Below are 17,173 nucleotides of genomic sequence, written 5' to 3'. Positions count from 1 at the left end.
CCCGCGACCACTGTCGCAGTGCTCGCCCGGCCGTGGGCGTGAGCGACGCCCCGCCGCGCCGGATGCCGCCTGCGCGACCAGCGCGTGATCCGCGACTGGATGCGTTGCGCGGGCTGATGCAGCTGCAGATCTTCGCGAGCCATACGGTCGGGAGCTGGTTTGGCGTGTGGGCGATCCACGCCGCCTGGGGTTTGTCCGACAGTTCCGAGCAGTTCGTCCTGCTGTCGGGCTTCGGGCTGGGTTCGCTGTTCGCCTACCGTGCGGCGCGCGAGGGGCAGCGCGGCGCGGTGGTGGACCTGCTGCGACGCACCGCCCGGCTCTGGCGCATCCACCTCATCGTGTTCTTTGCCTTCGCGGCCCTGGTGATCCTGTCCGACAGGGCAGGGCTGCTGCCGGGCGAGATCGCGGATCTGGGCTGGGTTTGGATGGCGGAGGCACCGTTCGCCGCCGCGCTGGCGGCACCGACAATGCTCTACCAGCCGAAATTCATGGACATCCTGCCCATCTTCGTCTGGTGCATGCTCGCGCTGCCGCTTTTCATGGTGGTAGGGGAATGGTCGGCGAGCGCGGCGCTCGTGCTCTCCGCCGCGGTGTACGCCGCCGGCATGTGGGGAGGGCTCAGCCTTCCCGGCCTCGGCGGCGAGCCGGTCGCGCTGAACCCGTTCACCTGGCAGGTGCTGTTCGTGATCGGCGCACTCGCCGGCCGGCAGGCACTGTCCACGGGCAGCGCGTTGCCGCGCGTGTGGTGGCTGATGCCGCTGTCGCTTGCCGTCATCGCGGTCGCGTTCTGGATCAGGCTCGGCTGGCATGGCGCGTTGCCGGAGATGCTGGTGCTGCCCCTGGCGCGGACCGACGCGGTGTTCGGCAAGCAGGACCTCGCCTTGCCGCGCATCGTCCACGCGCTTGCTCTCGCCGTCGTGGTGCGTGGCGTGACGGCGCGCGAGGGCGTGTTCGCGCGACCGGTCTTTGCCCCGCTGCGGGCCGCGGGGCGGCACAGCCTCGAGGTGTTCTGCGTCGGGCTCTTCCTCTCCTGGGGCGGGTCTGCGCTCCTGCGATTCACGGGCGGGAGCGTGCTGACCGATGCGACGACGATCGCCGCCGGCATCGCTCTGCTGCTCGGCTTCGCGATATGGAAGGAGCGTGGCCTCGTGCTGTTGGTCAGCGCCCCGCAGGTGCGAAGGTGAACGCCGAGGCGCCCTTCACGGCGGGGTCGAGAACGAGGCGGTGCTCGACCGGCGGGAAGGCGCGGCTGCGGCAGTTCGGCCGTTCGCAGAGCCGGCACGAAAGCCCGATCTCCGTCACCGCGCGGCCGACATCGAGCCCGTCGGCGTAGGCGACGTCGGCGGCGTGGGCGGCATCGCACCCCATCGCGATCACATGCACCTCGGGCGGTTCGGGCCACGGCCCGGCGGGGCGGGCGAGTGCCTTGGCGAAGCAGAGGAAGGTCGCGCCATCGGGCAGGCGCGCGACCTGAACCTGCACGCGGCCGGGGGTCGCGAAGGCCTGGTGAGGCACCCAGCGCGGGCATGAGCCGCCGTAGCGCGCGAAGGGAAACCCCGCCGCCGAATAGCGCTTGGTGACGTTGCCGGCGGCATCCGCACGGAGGAAGAAGAACGGGATGCCGCGCGCCCCCTCGCGCGAGAGGGTGGAGAGGCGGTGGCATGCCTGCTCGAAGCCGACGCCGAAGCGTGCGGCGGCCGCGTCCATGTCATGACGGAGTTCGCGCGAAGCGGCGAGGAAGCGGGCATAGGGCATCAGCAGGGCGGCCGCTGCGTAGTTCAGCAGGCCGAAGCGGATCAGTGCCGCTGCCTCATCGGTGCCTGGGCGGATCGTTGCGATCTCGGCTTCCACCGCATCGCGCGCCTCGATCAGCATGAGCTGGTACGCCATCTGGAAGCCGCGGCTCTCACGGGGCAGCAGGTCGGACAGAGCGAGCAGGCGGGAGGCGGCGTCGTAGCGGCGGATCTCGGGCTGCGCCTGGACGATCACGGTCAACCCATGGGTGCGGCGCAGCCGTTCCGCGATCGCATGGTTCATCTCGGCGGCGAGCGTGGTGCCGATGTCGGCGCCGATCGCCTCCGCCGCCGCCTCGAGACCCGGGAAATGGTTCTGCCGCGCGTGGAACGCATCCCGCGCCTCCTCCGTCGGCAGCGCGAGCCTGGTTCCGGTCGGCAGGGTGATGCCGGCGGCATCGTCGCGCGCAACCCGGAAGGCGCGGTAGATGGCGAGCACCGCGCGGGCCGCATGGGGCGCCGCATCGACCATCGCTGACACCTCCGCCTCCGGTACCTTGTCGACGCCGAGCAGCGGGTCGACGAACGCCTCCCGGAGCGAGGCTTCCGTCTGCCGTTCCTCCGCGCCGCCGAGGGCAGCGAGATCGACCTGGAACAGCGAGGCAAGCTTCAGTAGCAGCGAGGCGGTGACACCACGCTGGTCATGCTCGATCAGGTTCAGGTAGCTGCCGGAGATGCCCAGCGCGGCGGCGAGCGCCTGCTGCGTCAATCCACGCTCGGTGCGGAGGCGTCGGATGGTGCGGCCGATCTGCGGCTTGCGTGCCATGGCGTGAGTTCCGATCGCCACTGTGGGTGGCAAGGATTTTTACACGATTAACCGTATCGCGCATTTTTCCGAAAATCCACCCACGTCTTTGCTCATGTTGTTGCGTGATCTCGCTGGCATCTCGCGGGTGCAGCGTGAAACATTGACCACACGCCCTCCCGTAACGTGAGGGATGTATCAAGGAGTGAGATCGCCATGGGCACCACGAACTACCCGCGCTGCTATGCCCCCGAGGGCACTGCCACTTCCATTCCAGGCACTCCCGCATCATGGCTCGCCGAGCGGTTCGAGGGCATCCGCCGTGACTACACGCCGGATGACGTCGAGCGCCTGTCGGGCAGCGTGCGGGTGCGCCACACGCTGGCCGAGATGGGGGCGCGCCGCCTCTGGCACCTGCTGCGCACCGAGCCGTTCGTGAACACCCTCGGCGCGATGACCGGCAACCAGGCGATGCAGCAGGTCAAGGCAGGGCTGAAGGCGATCTATCTCTCCGGCTGGCAGGTGGCGGCCGATGCGAACCTCGCCGGCGAGATGTATCCCGACCAGTCGCTCTACCCTGTCAATTCCGTGCCGATGGTGGTCAAGCGCATCAACAACGCACTCCGCCGCGCCGACCAGATCGCCAAGATGGAAGGCAAGGGGGACGAGACGCACTGGTATGCCCCCATCGTGGCCGACGCCGAGGCCGGCTTCGGCGGGCCGCTCAACGCGTTCGAGCTGATGAAGGCGATGATCGAGGCCGGTGCCGCGGGTGTGCATTTCGAGGACCAGCTCGCGTCGGAGAAGAAGTGCGGCCACATGGGCGGCAAGGTGCTGGTGCCGATCTCGACGCATATCCGCACGCTCAACGCCGCGAGGCTGGCGGCGGATGTCGAGGGCGTGCCGACGGTTCTGCTCTGCCGCACCGACAGCCACTCGGCCCAGCTGCTGACCGCCGACATCGATGAGCGTGACCGCCCGTTCCTGACAGGCGAGCGCACGGCGGAGGGCTTCTTCCGCATCAGGCCAGGCATGGGCGTCGAGTACGCGATCGCGCGCAGCCTCGCCTACGCGCCCTACGCCGACCTGCTGTGGTGGGAGACGTCGGAGCCGAACATCGACGAGGCGCGGCAGTTCGCCGAGGCGATCCACCGGCAGTTCCCCGGCAAGATGCTCGCCTACAATTGCTCGCCCTCCTTCAACTGGCGGAAGAAGCTTTCGCCGGAGAAGATCGAGACGTTCCAGCGCGAGATCGGTGCGATGGGATATCGGTTCCAGTTCGTCACGCTCGCGGGCTTCCACAGCCTCAACTACTCCATGTTCCAGCTCGCCCGCGGGTACAGGGAGCGCGGCATGGGCGCCTATTCCGAGCTGCAGCAGGCCGAGTTCGACGCGGAGCCGCAGGGCTACACCGCCACGCGCCACCAGCGCGAGGTGGGCACCAGCTACTTCGATGCGGTGAGCATGGCGGTGACGGGCGGAACCAGCTCCACCACCGCGCTCAAGGGCTCGACCGAGGACGAGCAGTTCTTCGACGACCACGGCGGCAAGACCGTGGCGCACACGCCGCTGCACGCCGCGGCAGCGGAATGATCCGATAACGACTCGAGCGAGGAAGCGTCCGGCCAGGAGGGGGCGGTACCTGCGGGGGTGCCGCCCCGTTCCCTTGCGCGACGTTCAGTTCGGCACGAGCACCTGCACGGCGGCCCAGGTTTGCGGGAACGCTCCCTGGCCGGTGACGCCGCGGATCGCCCGGCCGGTCTGGCGGATCACCGTGCCGTCATCGAGCACCCAGCGCGTGTACTCGATCTCCCACGAATTGAAGCCGAAGCCGCGGTCGTTCAGCGTCTGCCGCCAGGCGGTGAAGGTGCCTGCGGGAATGGTGATCTGCTCCCGGCCGACGATCGTGACCGTCACCTGCCAGGCCTCGCCGTAGAAATTATGCGTCTGCCATGAGGCACGCTTGCCGGCTGCGAAGGGGAAGAGATTTCGCAGCTGCGTTCGCTCCTCGCCCGGCGTGTACTGCGTCAGCGCCGCGATGTTGAACAGCGCGCGCACGGTGCGCTCCTGCCCCGCGACCGTGAGCGAGAACACGCAGAACTCGGCATCGTCGCGCGCGGCGCCCGCGTAGACGATCATCCGCCCATCGTCGCCGCGCACCGTCGTGCCGGCGGCCGGACAGCCAAACCCAGGCGGCGGCTCACGTGCCGGCTCGACCTGCGCCGTCGTCGGCCCCTGGGCGCAGCCGGCGAGCGTTACCGCAAGCACAGCGGCAAGCGCGCCCGTTTTAAGGAGTGCCGTGTTGCTTTCCATGACCCGTTCCCCTCACGCATGTTGCGCGTTCGTCACGGAGGGAGGCTAGCACCGACGGCCTGCACCGCCGCAACCCGGGTGATGGCAGGTATGGGCAGCTGCCCCCATGACCGCGCGGGCCGGCGCTGGTAGCGTTCGCCGCGCCGATGAACCCGGAGGAGACAGACACCCCATGGCCCAGCCGCTGACGATCTATGGCATCCCGCGCTCGCGCGCCTTCCGCAATCTCTGGGCCGCCGAGGAGACGCGCGTCGAATACGTGCTGGAGGCGACCGATTTCACCACCGGCGTCAAGGCGCCCGCCTTCGTCGCGATGAACCCCAACGCCAAGATCCCGGCGCTGAAGGATGGCGATCTCGTGCTGTGGGAAAGCCTCGCGATGAACCTCTACATCGCGCGGAAATACGGCGAGGGCCTCTGGCCGGAGAAGCTCGAGGACGAGGGCCGTGTGTTCATGTGGACGTTGTGGACCGCGAACGAGCTCGAGAGCATCCAGATGCAGTGGGCCTACAACAGTTTCATCCGCCCGCCCGACCAGCGCGACGCCGCGCTGGCCGCCGCCGGGGCGGAGGGCATGAAGAAGCCCTATGGCGTCCTCGAATCCGTGCTGAAGGAGGGCGGCCCCTATCTGCTGGGGCCGAATTTCTCGATCGCCGACCTCAACGTCGCCTGCGTCGCCTACACCGCCTGGTTCAACAAGTGGGACTTCTCCGCGTTCCCGAAGGTGAAGGCCTGGCTCGACACCTGCCTCGATCGGCCGGCGGCGAAGCGGGCACGGAACATGCGCGAAGCGGCGTGACACAGCGATGCTGAAGGAAGCCTCCGCCCAGGCGACCTGGGCGGGGCTTCTGGCAGGGCTCGTCGGCTTCGCCTCGAGCTTCGCGGTCGTGCTGCAGGGCCTCGTCGCTGCCGGGGCAGACCCGGCCCAGGCAGCGTCGGGGCTTGCCGTGCTCACGGTGGCGATGGGGCTCTGCGGGATCGCGCTGAGCGTTGGAACCAGGATGCCGATCTCGGTCGCGTGGTCGACTCCGGGGGCTGCGCTGCTCGCCAGTTCCGGCGCGCCGGAGGGTGGGTTTGCCGTGGCCGTCGGCGCCTTCCTCGCGGCCGGCGCGCTCGTCGTCGCGGCGGGGCTGTTCCGGCCGCTCGGCCGCGCGGTGGCCGCCATCCCGGCGCCGCTTGCGAACGCGATGCTGGGCGGCGTGCTGTTCGGCCTTTGCCTTGCACCGGTGCGCGCTGCCGCCGAGGTGCCGGCGCTCGCCCTGCCGATGCTCGCTGCCTGGGCGATCGCCGCACGCATCAACCGGCTCGCGGCGATCCCGGCTGCCCTTGTCGTTGCGGTCATCGGCGTCGGGCTCACGGTGCCGGCGGGCGATGTCGGGCCGATCATCGCCGTGCCGGTGCTCGTGATGCCGCGCGTCGAGGCGGCGGCGATGATCGGCATCGCGCTGCCGCTGTTCCTCGTGACGATGGCGTCCCAGAACATTCCCGGCATCGCCGTGCTGTCGGCGAATGGCTACCGGCCGGAGCCTGGGCCGCTGTTCACCGCGACGGGCGTCGCCTCGGTCGTGGCAGCGCCGTTCGGGGCGCATGCGGTGAACCTCGCTGCGATCACGGCAGCGATCTGCGCCGGCAATGGCGCGCACCCCGACCCGGCGCGGCGCTGGTGGGCAGCGACGGTCGCGGGGGCGAGCTATGTCGTGTTCGGCATCCTCGCAGGCGGTGTGACAGGGCTTGCCGCCCTTGCCCCGCCCGTGCTCGTCCAGGCCGTCGCAGGGCTTGCGCTTCTGGCACCCCTGGCTGCCGCCCTCGTTGCCGGCCTCGCCGAGGGCAAGCATCGCGAGGCGGCGATCGTGACCTTCGTCGTCTCCGCCTCCGGCGTCAGCATCGCCGGGATTGGCGCTGCGTTCTGGGGGCTTCTCGCCGGCGGTGCATTGATGGCGCTCGCGCGGGTGGGGCGGTAACGCCACGGCGATTTGCCGCGACAGGGGTCGGTCGGTAGGGTGCCGCCGACGACTGCCATGCAAGCAGAATCATTGGGGGAAACATCGCGTGCTCCATCTCGACCTGCCGTCAGCCGACGGATTCCGCACCCTCGCCGAGGCGCGCGCCGATGTTGCCGTGACGATCGCACTGCCGACGACGCCGCTGTCGCAGGAGGCGGGTGCCATGCGCACCGCCTTCGCGAACCTCGCGAAGGAGGCAGTGGCGCAGGCAGCGACGCTCGATCTCGCCCGCGGGCGTCTCGCAGCTCTCGAGGAGCATCTGCACGATCTCGCCGATGACGAGGAGTTCTGGACGCTTCAGGCAACCAGCCTCTGCGTGCTCGCCACGCCCGACCGGCTCCGCGCTTTTCGCCTGGCGAACCGGCTGGCACCGCAGACGCATGTATCCGACCGCTTCCACATGAAGCCGCTGCTGCGGGCGCTGACGTTCCCCCATGTCGGGCTCGTCCTTGCGCTGTCCGAGAACGGCGTGCGGCTGATCGAGGTGTTTCCCGAGGGAGCGCCGCTCGAGCTGAAGGTGCCGGGCCTGCCGCGCGATGCCGCATCGTCCGTCGGCAAGGCCAGCATCAATGACCGCTCGCCCAGCGGCCGCGTGCACGGCTCCGAGGGCAAGAAGGTTCGCCTGACGCAGTATGCGCGGGCGGTCGACGTCGCGCTCCGCCCGGTGCTCGTCGGGCTCAAGGCGCCGCTGTTCCTCGCGGCGTCGGAGCCGCTGGCCTCGATCTTCCACAGCCTCTCGACGGCCGAGGGCCTCATACCGGGGGTGATCGCGGCAAGCCCCGACAGGACGCCGGACGCCGAGCTCGCCACCCTGACGCGCGCCGGCCTCGATGCGCACTATGCCGCCAAGCTCGCGGCGTTCCGGGAACTGCACGCCGCGCGCGACGCCGATGGCCGCGCGACGACGGACGTGGCGGCCACCGGTCGCGCCGCTGCATTCGGGGCGGTCGATACGCTCGCCGTCGACATCGACGAGGCGCTGCCCGGGACCTATGACGCGACCACCGGTGCGATCACCCACGCCGCCGGGCCGGGTGCCGACAGCTACGGCATCGTCGATGCGATCGCAGGCCAGGTGCTGGCGACGGGCGGCACCGTTCTCGGCGTCCGCCGCGCCGACATCCCGGATGGCGCGCATCTCGCCGCGGTGCTGCGCTACCGGCTCTGATCGGACCCAGAGGGCGCGGGGCGAGCGTGGGCAATCGCTCATTGGATCAGGCAGGTCATCCACGCCGATCGACGCCCGCTCACCGACCATGGCACGGCCGCCACGCAGCGGGTGTTCATCACCATCCTCGATGCCGTCGCCTGGCGGCCCGTCACCGGCTGGGCGCCGCCCCAGCCCCCGCCCTCGGCGAGGGACTATGCCGGCGCAGGCCTGCCCTGGTTCGACCTCTACGAGACCGATGCCGAGGCGCTGCCCGCCGTGGCACACGGCCGGTGCAGGCCTGGACCGGGGACAGACGCACCGACGCTCGGCGCCGGGCGAAGGTGTGCGCGAGGTCCGCGGGCACTGTTGCCGAGAAGAATGGCCGGCGGGAAAGCGCCCGCCGGCCATGCATCAGCGCAGCGGGGTGCGGCTCACTGGGTGACGGAGTCGTGGCTCTCGCGCACGTCGAGCGTCCACGTGCCAAGCCCGATGTCGAAGGTCATCTCGACGGTCGCACCTGGGTTGGCCTCGCGCGCCTGGGTCGCCATGACCTCCGCGCCCGTCTCGGTGAGGCCGGTGAAGAACTCGCCCGGCGTCAGCGCGCGCTGCGCCGAGGCTTCGCCTGCAACGAAGAAGGCGAGGGGGAGGGCGGCGATCCAGAACTTGCGCATTGTCTCTTTTCTCCATGGGATGTCGTGGCGACGTCACCAAACGTCACCACGCCATGAAGACCGAGAAAGGTTAACGGGCCTCTTCAGCGGCGCCGCTTGCGCGGGACCCAGATGCGCCTCACCGGCATGGCCGGCGGCCCGGCACGTGCACTCAGGGCCAGCGCACTTCCGGCGGCAGGCTCATCAGGATCGCCTCGGTGTTGCCGCCGGTCTTGAGGCCGAACAGCGTGCCGCGGTCATGCAGCAGGTTGAACTCGACGTACCGGCCGCGGCGGACAAGCTGGTGGTGCCGCTCCTCCTCCGTCCAGGTCTCGTGCATGCGCCTGGCGACGATGGCGGTGAAGGCCTCGAGGAAGGCGACCCCGACATCCTGGGTGAAGGCGAAATCTGCATTCCAGTCACCGGTGTCGTGGTTGTCGTAGAAGATGCCGCCGACCCCGCGCGGCTCGCCGCGATGGGGCAGGAAGAAGTAGCGGTCGCACCATTCCTTGAACTTCGGGTAGTAGGCCGCGTCATGGCGGTCGCACGCGGCCTTGAAGCCGGCGTGGAACGATGCTCCGTCCTCTGCCGTCTCGGCACGGTCGAGGAACATCGGCGTCAGGTCGCCGCCGCCGCCGAACCAGCCCTTGGTGGTGACGATCATGCGCGTGTTCATGTGCGCCGCCGGCACGCGCGGGCTCTGCATGTGCGCGACGAGGCTGATGCCTGAGGCCCAGAAGCGCGGGTCCTCGGCGGCACCCGGCATCTGGGCGCGGAACTCGGGGGAGAACTCGCCGAACACGGTCGAGACGTTGACGCCGACCTTCTCGAACACGCGCCCCTTCATCACGCTCATCACCCCGCCGCCGCCGCCCGGGCGGTCCCATGCCTTGCGGGTGAAGCGGCCTGGCGGGAGGCGGCCGGCAAGCGGCGTATCGGGCGCGTCCTCGAGCGCCTCGAACGCGGCGCAGAGCCGGTCACGCAGGGTTTCGAACCAGTTTCGGGCGGCCTCGCGCTGGGCCTCGGAGGGAATCGGCATGGCGCAATGGGGCCGCAACCGCCGGCAGCCGTCAACGGGCAGCCGTCAATGTCGCGTCGTCAACGTGCAGCCGTCAACGGACCTGGGCGCAGGGCGGCGTCAACGCATCCGAAACCTCGCCGTGCCTACCCTTGCGAAGGTCCGTGCCGTTTCCATGTCGGGCATGCAGGTTCGGGTGTGCAGCGGTTGCCGAATGCAGCCGCAGGCGCTATAGGCCCGCCGGCGTTGGACTTCGGGGGGCGCGGGCGTTTTCACCGCGCCCGGCGGTGTGCTCGATGCCGCCGGCGGCTCCTCGTGCCATCGCTGATCGGCGACGGATCGGTTTTCAGCGCGGCCCCTTTGCGCCGCTGCAGGAGAGAGACGAATGGCAGACGCAGCGACCGCACCCTCCACCGGAACCGCACCCCACGGTTCGACGGGCCCGGCCGAGACGCGCCGCGACTTCCTGAAACTGACCACGGCAGCGATGGCCGCCGTGGGCGTCGGCGCGGTCGTGTGGCCGTTCATCCAGAGCATGAACCCCTCGGCCAGCGTCCTGGCGCTCGCCTCCACTGAGGTCGACCTCGCCCCGATCACCGAGGGCCAGTCGATCACCGTGATGTGGCGCGGCAAGCCGGTGTTCGTGCGCCACCGCACGGCCGACGACATCAAGGCCGCGAACGACGTTGCCCTGAACACGCTGCCCGATCCGCAGGCCGACGGCGCGCGGGTGCAGAAGGCCGAGTGGCTCGTGATGATCGGCGTCTGCACGCATCTCGGCTGCGTCCCGCTCGGCCAGCGCCCGACGGACGCGAAGGGCGATTTCGGCGGCTGGTTCTGCCCCTGCCACGGCAGCCACTACGACACCTCGGGGCGCATCCGCCGCGGCCCGGCGCCGCGGAACCTCGACGTGCCCGAGTACACCTTCGTCAACGACACCAACATCCGCATCGGCTGAGGCACCCAATCATGGTCGGTCTGCACAAGAGCGAGATGAAGAACCCGGTGGTGCGCTGGATCGATGAGCGCCTGCCGATTCCCAGCATGCTCAATCAGGAATACGCGAAGTTCCCGACGCCGAAGAACTTCAACTACTTCTGGAACTTCGGCGCGCTGGCGATGGTCAACCTCGTGATCATGATCGTCACGGGCATCTTCCTCGCCATGCACTACACGCCCCACACGTCGTATGCGTTCGACAGCGTCGAGCGCATCATGCGTGACGTGAACTTCGGCTGGCTGATCCGTTACATCCACATGAACGGCGCCAGCATGTTCTTCATCGTGGTGTTCATCCACATCTTCCGCGGCCTCTACTACGGATCGTACAAGGCGCCGCGCGAACTGCTGTGGATCCTTGGCGTCGTCATCCTGCTCCTGATGATGGCCACCGCCTTCATGGGCTACGTGCTGCCCTGGGGCCAAATGAGCTTCTGGGGTGCCACCGTCATCACCAACCTGTTCAGCGCCTTCCCGATCGTCGGCGAGAGCATCGTCGTGTGGCTCTGGGGCGGCTTCAGCGTCGACAACCCGACGCTCAACCGCTTCTTCTCGCTGCACTACCTGCTGCCGTTCCTGATCGTGGGCGTTGTGTTCCTGCATGTCGTGGCGCTGCACATCACGGGCAGCAACAACCCGCTCGGCATCGAGCCGAAGGGCCCGCAGGACACCATCCCGTTCCATCCCTACTACACGATCAAGGACACGTTCGGCCTCTGCATCTACCTGATCGTGTTCGCCTTCCTCGTGTTCTTCATGCCGAACTACCTCGGCCACGCGGATAACTACATCCCGGCGAACCCGCTGGTGACGCCCGCGCACATCGTGCCCGAGTGGTACTTCCTGCCGTTCTACGCGATCCTGCGCGCGGTGCCGGACAAGCTCGGCGGCGTGCTGCTGATGTTCGGCTCGATCCTGGTGCTGTTCGTGCTCCCCTGGCTCGACACCAGCCCGGTGCGCAGCATGAAGTTCCGCCCGCTCGCGCGGCCATTCTTCTGGATGTTCGCGATCATCTGCGTCGTGCTCGGCTATGCCGGTGCGATGCCCGCCGAGGGCATCTGGGTGACGGTCAGCCAGGTGGGCACCGCCTACTACTTCATGTACTTCCTGGTCATCCTCCCCGTGCTCGGCAAGATCGAGAAGCCGCGGCCGCTGCCCGAGAGCATCTCGGCGCCGGTGCTGCGGGGCGGTGGTCCGATCATGGCCGGTGCTGCCGCCAAGCCGATGGAGAAGGCATGATGCGCATCCTTCGTACCACTGCCCTCGCGGCGGCCCTCGCGCTGGGCCTGCCAATCGCTGCCCATGCGGCGGGAGAGGTGCCGAAGCCGCCGGCGCAGAACTGGTCGTTCGGCGGGTTGTTCGGCACCTTCGACCGGGCGTCCGCGCAGCGCGGCTTCCAGGTCTACAAGGAGGTCTGCGCCGCCTGCCACGCGATGAAGCAGATATCGTACCGCAACCTGGCCGATATCGGGTTGTCGGACGCCGAGATCCGCGCCATCGCCGCTGACGTCCAGGTCAAGGACGGACCGAACGACGACGGCGACATGTTCGAGCGCCCCGGCCGCCCGTCCGACCGGTTCCGCAGCCCCTTCGCCAACGAGAAGGCCGCGCGCGCAGTGAACAACGGCGCCTACCCGGTCGATCTCTCGCTCATCATCAAGGCGCGCGGCGGCGGGGCTGACTATCTCTACGCGCTGCTCACCGGCTACCGCGACGAGCCGCCGGAGGGCGTACCGGCGATGGACGGCATGCACTGGAACGACTACTTCCCCGGGCACTGGATCGCGATGGGACGGCCGCTGAACGACGACCAGGTGACCTTCGCCGACGGCACCCCCGCGACCACCTCGCAGATGGCGCGCGACCTCACGACGTTCATGGCCTGGGCCGCCGAGCCGGAGCTCGAGGAGCGGCGGGCGATGGGTGTTCGGGTGATCCTGTTCCTGATCATCCTCGCCGGCATGACCTATGGCGTGAAGCGCAAGATCTGGGCTGATCTGAAGCACTGATCCGCGCCGGACTTTCGGTCTACAAGAGCGGGGCCGTCCTCAGGGGCGGCCCCTTTCGTTTGCGAGGAGCCCGAGCATGCCAGAGAGCCCTGTCCCCGAACCCGTCATCGGCATCATCGGCGGCTCCGGCGTCTATGACATCGAGGGCATCGAGGGAGCCGAGTGGCGCACCGTGCGCACGCCCTGGGGGCTGCCATCCGGCGAGCTTCTGTTCGGCCGCCTCGCCGGTGTCAGCGTCGTGTTCCTGCCGCGTCACGATCGCGGCCACCGTCTCTCGCCGACCGACCTTCCCTATCGCGCCAACATCGATGCGCTGAAGCGTGCGGGCTGCACCGAGATCATCTCGCTCTCGGCAGTCGGCAGCCTGCGCGCGGAGTTGGCACCCGGCACCTTCGTGATCGTCGACCAGTTCATCGACCGCACCTTCGCGCGGCAGAAGAGCTTCTTCGGCGCTGGCTGCGTCGCGCATGTCTCGATGGCTGACCCTGTGTGCCGCAGGCTCGGCGATGCGCTGGAGCAGGCCTGCCGCGACCTCGGCCTCGCGCACAAGCGCGGCGGCACGTATCTCGCGATGGAGGGCCCGCAATTCTCGACGCGGGCCGAAAGCGAGATGTACCGCGCCTGGGGCTGCGACGTGATCGGCATGACGAACATGCCGGAGGCAAAGCTCGCCCGCGAGGCGGAGCTTTGCTACGCCACCGTCGCGATGGTGACCGACTTCGACTGCTGGCACCCGGAGCATGACCACGTGACGGTCGAGGTCGTGGTGAAGGTGCTGTTCGCCAACGCCGCGAAGGCGCGGTCGCTCGTGTCGAAGGTGGTGCCTGTGCTGGGCGGGCGGCGGGAGCTGTGCTGGGCCGGCTGTCACACCGCGCTCGAGAACGCGATCGTCACCGCACCGGAGAAGCGCGATCCGGCGCTTGTCGCGCGCCTCGATGCGGTGGCCGGCCGCGTGCTCGGCCTCGAGGCGAAGGGCGAGGCGTAAGGCGGCCGGCTGGGCGTTGCGCATTGCCGGCCTCTCGCGCGCGTCGCGGCCCCCTCACCCAACCCTCTCCCCCTTGGGGGAGAGGGCCAGGGTGAGGGGTGGGCGAGCGGCCGGCCGCTTACGCCAAGTGCTTGCCGAAGAACGCCAGGGTGCGGGCCTGCGCCAGATCGGCGTCGGGCTTGCTGAAGCTGCCGCGCTCGTCACACCCGAAACCGTGCTGCGCGCCGGCATAGACGAACACCTCCACACCCGGCTGTGCCGCACGGATCGCCTCGACATCGCTCATCGGGATCGAGGCGTCCTTCTCGCCGAAATGCATCTGCACCGGGCAATGCGGCTCCTCCATCCGCGTGCCCGCGATGCCGCCGCCATACCAGCAGGAACTCGCGGCGAAGCGGCGCGTGCGTGTCGCTCCAAGCCAGGCGACCGTTCCGCCCCAGCAATAGCCGACGATGCCGATCGCAGCGCCGGCCGGCAGCGCGGCGGCGGCGGCCTCGATGTCGAGAACCGGCCCCTCCTCCGGCACCTTGGCCCGGAGTTCGCGCCCGCGCGCGACGTCATCGGCGGTGTAGCCGAGCGAGACGCCGCGCTCGGTGCGGTCGAACAGCGCGGGCGACACCACCGCGTAGCCGGCCGCGGCGAACCGGTCGCACACGTTCCGCATGTGGTGGTTCACGCCGAAGATCTCCTGCACCACGACAAGCGCGCGGCGCGAATCAGCCGGCCCCGCGGCATAGGCGGCGAGCGCGTGCCCGTCAGCCGCCGTCAGCGTGATCATCTCGCCCATCGATGTCCTCCATTGCCCGGTCCTGTCGCCGGCATGACGCAGGCGCGTCGCGCGTGCAAGCCCATCACCGGAATACCGCGACGAGCACCGAGAGGGTCAGCACCGACACGAGGGTCGAGGCGACCACGGTCGCGCCCGCACGATCCATCCCGACGCCATAGCGCGCGGCGAGCAGCACGGGGTTCGAGCCCGTCGGCAATGCGGCGGCCGTGACCGTGACGGCGAGTGCCGGCCCGTCGAGCCCGATCGCGAGGGCCGCACCCCACACCAGCGCCGGCATGATGAACAGTTTCGCCACCGTGCCGAGCATCACGTCCTGCCAGCCGTCGCCGAGGCGGAACGCGGCAAGCCCCGCGCCGAGGGAGACGAGTGCCACGGGCGAGGAGGCAGCGCCGAGCAGGTCGAGCGTCGCCTTCACGGGCCCCGGCAGCGGCGGCAGGCCGAGCGTGCGCCAGAGAATGGCCGCGAGGAGGGCAGCGACGATCGGGTTGGCCAGCACGGCGCCCACGACGCGCCCGAGTGCGCGCAGGCCCCCCGTTCCCTTCGCGTCGAGCTCGAGCAGCACCGTGGTCAGCCCGACGAGGGCAAGCGAGTGGAGCCCGATGATCCCGAACAGGATCGACAGCGTCTCCGGCCCGAACGCGGCCAGCGTCAGCGGGATGCCCATCGCGACGATGTTGCCGAAGCCGGCATTCAGCGCGACGAGTGCAGCGGGGCCGATGCGCAGGGCAAGCCGCGTGCGGGCCAGCACGAACACCAGCGCGTAGGTGGCCAGGCACCCGGCGAAGAAGGCGATCGCCGAAACACCACCCATCCCCTCCGACGAGAGCCCGGCGGAGAACAGCAGGGCAGGGGCGGCGAAGCTGAAGGCGAACAGCACCAGGCCACGCTGTGCGGCCGCATCCATCAGCTTCGCCCGCATCGCGCCGTAGCCGAGGCCGACGAGCGCGAACACCGGCACCACGGTGGTCAGGACGGCGGCGAGAACCTCGTTCATGATGCGGCGATGCGCCACGAGGGCGGAGAGGATGCGATGGGCGATCTCGTGAACCTGCGCCGCGCCCGCAAGGCGCGCGGGAAGCAGGCGGAAGCCGAACAGGCGGCCATGAACCGCGCGCTGCACGGGCGCACGAAGGCGGCGAGGGCCGAGGAAAAGGCAGAAGCAGCGCGGCGTGAAAAAGCCGCCCGCACCCTCGACCAGGCCCGCCGCGACCCGGATCGCTGACCGGCGGACCGGACGGCGCCATCGTCGCACGCGGTCACGACAACCGGGACTGCGTTGGCTCCGCGGCCGCGTCGCTCTCCTCTGCCACCCCCCCAGGCTCGTGCGGCAGGGCGAGCTGGAACGTCGTCCCCGCAGGCCCGGTGGCCACGACCGCGATGTCGCCCCCATGCGCGCGGACGAGGTCGCGCGCGATCGCAAGCCCGAGCCCTGACCCGCCCTTGCGGCCGGAATGGAAGGGCCGGAACGGATCATCGGCGAGGGCGGCCGGAAGCCCTGGCCCATTGTCGGCCAGCGTGACGACGACCCCGCCTTCCTCCGCCGCCGCACGCACGGTAATCGATGATGCACCGGCCTCGATCGCATTGCGCAGCAGGTTGAGGAACACGCGGAACAACAGCTCGCGGTCAGCCGCGATCGTCAGTGCCGGCGCGACCTCGGCGAGGATCACCGCGCGGCCCTCCGGCCCCGCGGCAGCACGCGCTGAAGCCGCGCACTCCTCCACGAGCCCCCGCAGCGGAAACCGCGTGACGGCGAGCGTCGGCGGTCCTTCGCGGGCGAACTCCATGGTGCGCGAGCAGAGGGCGACCGCACGCTCGATCGACCCGAGCAGCGTCTCCGCCGCGGCACTGACCTTCGGGTCTGCGCTTGCGGCAAGCCGGTCGGAGACGAGCAGCGCGGTGGCAAGCACGCCGCGCAGGTCATGGTTCACCTTCGCCACGGCCGTGCCGAGGGCGGCCAGCCGCGACTTGCGCCAGAGGTCCTCGCGGATCGCCTCCTGCATCGCACCGATCGCTGCCATCGCCCGTCCGATCTCGTCGTTGCGCAGCGGTGCGGGGCGGCGCTGCGGACCTTCAGGATCCTTGGCGAAGTGCTCGATGGTCTCGGTCAGCGCCCGCATCGGGCGGACGAGCAGCCATTGCAGCGCGAGAAAGAGAAGCGTCGCGGCGACGAGGCCGATCAGGCTGCCGGTGACGACGATGCGATACGCGGCATCGCGCAGCGCCTCGACCAGCGGCGCGCGCAGCATCACGAGATCGACCACCGTGCCGGGGTCCTGCACGCTGACGCCGACGACGCGCACATGCGTCGAGCCGGGCACGGCGAGCAGGTCGAGCGAGAGCATGATCGCGCGCGGCAGCGTCAGCGTGCGGAGGTCGATCATCCTGTCGATGGCGAAGGCGACGTCGTAGCGCGCGAGCGGCAGCAGGCTTCGCCCCGGCGTGCGCAGGCTGACGAGCTCGACGCCGGCCAGGGTGAGAAGCTCGTCCTGCAGCAGCGGGTCGAGGATGTCTTCGCCTGCCGCCTCGAGGGCGAGTGCCGCGAGATGCGCACCGTTGACGCGGGCCACGAGCCAGTCCTGACCGGCGCGGCCGAGCGAGGGGAGCAGGATCGATGCCATCGCCAGGAGGCCGAACACGACGGTCAGCCGCAGCAACAGCCCGGAGAGGCTCCGGCTTTGGCGCGGTTGTGCTGTACGTGACGGCATCGGTGGCGAG

General features: G+C 69.6%; 17 protein-coding genes. 10 read left to right on the top strand and 7 right to left on the bottom strand.

All coding sequences use genetic code 11. The features are described 5' to 3' along the window. Positions 1-62 precede the first annotated feature (62 nt). Positions 63-1,184 (top strand): OpgC domain-containing protein, encoded by a 1,122-nt coding sequence (gene opgC / locus Q0C38_RS08655; protein ID WP_291296762.1) that lies wholly within the window; start codon positions 63-65, stop codon positions 1,182-1,184. Here the strand turns inward: opgC and Q0C38_RS08650 are convergent. Continuing rightward, complete coding sequence (locus Q0C38_RS08650) at positions 1,159-2,559, bottom strand: helix-turn-helix transcriptional regulator (RefSeq protein ID WP_291296675.1); 1,401 nt, start codon at positions 2,557-2,559, stop codon at positions 1,159-1,161. The genes opgC and Q0C38_RS08650 overlap by 26 nt on opposite strands. 195 nt (positions 2,560-2,754) lie before the next feature. Here Q0C38_RS08650 and aceA point away from each other — a divergent pair, with 195 nt between their 5' ends. Continuing rightward, positions 2,755-4,131 (top strand): isocitrate lyase, encoded by a 1,377-nt coding sequence (aceA, locus tag Q0C38_RS08645; RefSeq protein WP_291296674.1) that lies wholly within the window; start codon positions 2,755-2,757, stop codon positions 4,129-4,131. A gap of 84 nt (positions 4,132-4,215) precedes the next feature. Here aceA and Q0C38_RS08640 read toward each other — a convergent pair whose 3' ends face one another. Continuing rightward, entirely contained in the window at positions 4,216-4,851 is a 636-nt protein-coding gene (locus Q0C38_RS08640) for a hypothetical protein (RefSeq protein WP_291296673.1), read from the bottom strand. Positions 4,852-5,023: 172 nt separating this feature from the next. Here Q0C38_RS08640 and Q0C38_RS08635 point away from each other — a divergent pair, with 172 nt between their 5' ends. From Q0C38_RS08635 to Q0C38_RS08625, 3 genes are all read left to right on the top strand, one after another. Next, a complete protein-coding gene (locus Q0C38_RS08635) occupies positions 5,024-5,650 on the top strand; it encodes a glutathione S-transferase family protein (RefSeq protein WP_291296672.1) in 627 nt (208 codons plus the stop codon). 7 nt (positions 5,651-5,657) lie between these two features. Further along, entirely contained in the window at positions 5,658-6,812 is a 1,155-nt protein-coding gene (locus Q0C38_RS08630) for a benzoate/H(+) symporter BenE family transporter (protein WP_291296671.1), read from the top strand. Between the two features lie 88 nt (positions 6,813-6,900). After that, entirely contained in the window at positions 6,901-8,022 is a 1,122-nt protein-coding gene (locus tag Q0C38_RS08625; protein WP_291296670.1) for a hypothetical protein, read from the top strand. A 413-nt stretch (positions 8,023-8,435) separates the two neighbouring features. On the opposite strand, the gene Q0C38_RS08620 is transcribed toward Q0C38_RS08625, so the two are convergent. Next, on the bottom strand, positions 8,436-8,675 hold the full coding sequence (locus Q0C38_RS08620; protein ID WP_291296669.1) for a hypothetical protein: 240 nt from the start codon (positions 8,673-8,675) through the stop codon (positions 8,436-8,438). Between the two features lie 151 nt (positions 8,676-8,826). Next, a complete protein-coding gene (gene hemF, locus Q0C38_RS08615; RefSeq protein WP_291296668.1) occupies positions 8,827-9,693 on the bottom strand; it encodes an oxygen-dependent coproporphyrinogen oxidase in 867 nt (288 codons plus the stop codon). 364 nt (positions 9,694-10,057) lie between these two features. On the opposite strand from hemF, the gene petA reads away from it, so the two are divergent. From petA to Q0C38_RS08595, 4 genes are all read left to right on the top strand, one after another. Beyond that, positions 10,058-10,630, top strand: coding sequence for a ubiquinol-cytochrome c reductase iron-sulfur subunit (gene petA, locus Q0C38_RS08610; protein WP_291296667.1), 573 nt, complete (start codon positions 10,058-10,060; stop codon positions 10,628-10,630). Positions 10,631-10,641: 11 nt separating this feature from the next. Continuing rightward, positions 10,642-11,910 (top strand): cytochrome b/b6, encoded by a 1,269-nt coding sequence (locus tag Q0C38_RS08605; protein ID WP_291296666.1) that lies wholly within the window; start codon positions 10,642-10,644, stop codon positions 11,908-11,910. Continuing rightward, the gene (locus Q0C38_RS08600) at positions 11,910-12,680 is read left to right on the top strand and encodes a cytochrome c1 (RefSeq protein WP_291296665.1); all 771 of its coding nucleotides are present in this window, start codon (positions 11,910-11,912) and stop codon (positions 12,678-12,680) included. Before Q0C38_RS08605 ends, Q0C38_RS08600 begins: the two co-directional genes overlap by 1 nt. A 76-nt stretch (positions 12,681-12,756) precedes the next feature. Further along, positions 12,757-13,665 (top strand): S-methyl-5'-thioadenosine phosphorylase, encoded by a 909-nt coding sequence (locus tag Q0C38_RS08595; protein WP_291296664.1) that lies wholly within the window; start codon positions 12,757-12,759, stop codon positions 13,663-13,665. Positions 13,666-13,783: 118 nt separating this feature from the next. Here Q0C38_RS08595 and Q0C38_RS08590 read toward each other — a convergent pair whose 3' ends face one another. Then, positions 13,784-14,452 carry a dienelactone hydrolase family protein gene (locus tag Q0C38_RS08590; protein WP_291296663.1) on the bottom strand — a complete coding sequence of 223 codons (669 nt, stop codon included), beginning with the start codon at positions 14,450-14,452 and terminating at the stop codon, positions 13,784-13,786. Positions 14,453-14,516: 64 nt separating this feature from the next. Then, positions 14,517-15,467: an AEC family transporter gene (locus Q0C38_RS08585; protein ID WP_291296662.1), complete on the bottom strand. Its 951-nt coding sequence runs from the start codon at positions 15,465-15,467 to the stop codon at positions 14,517-14,519. 18 nt (positions 15,468-15,485) lie between these two features. Here Q0C38_RS08585 and Q0C38_RS08580 point away from each other — a divergent pair, with 18 nt between their 5' ends. Further along, positions 15,486-15,677: a DUF4169 family protein gene (locus Q0C38_RS08580; RefSeq protein WP_291296661.1), complete on the top strand. Its 192-nt coding sequence runs from the start codon at positions 15,486-15,488 to the stop codon at positions 15,675-15,677. A 34-nt stretch (positions 15,678-15,711) separates the two neighbouring features. On the opposite strand, the gene Q0C38_RS08575 is transcribed toward Q0C38_RS08580, so the two are convergent. Beyond that, positions 15,712-17,163, bottom strand: coding sequence for a HAMP domain-containing sensor histidine kinase (locus Q0C38_RS08575; RefSeq protein WP_291296660.1), 1,452 nt, complete (start codon positions 17,161-17,163; stop codon positions 15,712-15,714). Between the last annotated feature and the right edge of the window lie 10 nt (positions 17,164-17,173).

The organism is Elioraea sp. (assembly GCF_022842375.1).
Lineage (GTDB): Bacteria > Pseudomonadota > Alphaproteobacteria > Acetobacterales > Acetobacteraceae > Elioraea_A.
Note: the sequence above shows the minus strand (reverse complement) of the source record. Positions and strands in the feature narration are given on the sequence as shown.

Coding starts and splice junctions, on each gene's coding strand:
- opgC (WP_291296762.1), top strand. CDS start 63: ATGCCGCCTGCGCGACCAGCGCGTGATCCGCGACTGGATGCGTTGCGC.
- Q0C38_RS08650 (WP_291296675.1), bottom strand. CDS start 2,559: ATGGCACGCAAGCCGCAGATCGGCCGCACCATCCGACGCCTCCGCACC.
- aceA (WP_291296674.1), top strand. CDS start 2,755: ATGGGCACCACGAACTACCCGCGCTGCTATGCCCCCGAGGGCACTGCC.
- Q0C38_RS08640 (WP_291296673.1), bottom strand. CDS start 4,851: ATGGAAAGCAACACGGCACTCCTTAAAACGGGCGCGCTTGCCGCTGTG.
- Q0C38_RS08635 (WP_291296672.1), top strand. CDS start 5,024: ATGGCCCAGCCGCTGACGATCTATGGCATCCCGCGCTCGCGCGCCTTC.
- Q0C38_RS08630 (WP_291296671.1), top strand. CDS start 5,658: ATGCTGAAGGAAGCCTCCGCCCAGGCGACCTGGGCGGGGCTTCTGGCA.
- Q0C38_RS08620 (WP_291296669.1), bottom strand. CDS start 8,675: ATGCGCAAGTTCTGGATCGCCGCCCTCCCCCTCGCCTTCTTCGTTGCA.
- hemF (WP_291296668.1), bottom strand. CDS start 9,693: ATGCCGATTCCCTCCGAGGCCCAGCGCGAGGCCGCCCGAAACTGGTTC.
- petA (WP_291296667.1), top strand. CDS start 10,058: ATGGCAGACGCAGCGACCGCACCCTCCACCGGAACCGCACCCCACGGT.
- Q0C38_RS08605 (WP_291296666.1), top strand. CDS start 10,642: ATGGTCGGTCTGCACAAGAGCGAGATGAAGAACCCGGTGGTGCGCTGG.
- Q0C38_RS08600 (WP_291296665.1), top strand. CDS start 11,910: ATGCGCATCCTTCGTACCACTGCCCTCGCGGCGGCCCTCGCGCTGGGC.
- Q0C38_RS08595 (WP_291296664.1), top strand. CDS start 12,757: ATGCCAGAGAGCCCTGTCCCCGAACCCGTCATCGGCATCATCGGCGGC.
- Q0C38_RS08590 (WP_291296663.1), bottom strand. CDS start 14,452: ATGGGCGAGATGATCACGCTGACGGCGGCTGACGGGCACGCGCTCGCC.
- Q0C38_RS08580 (WP_291296661.1), top strand. CDS start 15,486: ATGGGCGATCTCGTGAACCTGCGCCGCGCCCGCAAGGCGCGCGGGAAG.
- Q0C38_RS08575 (WP_291296660.1), bottom strand. CDS start 17,163: ATGCCGTCACGTACAGCACAACCGCGCCAAAGCCGGAGCCTCTCCGGG.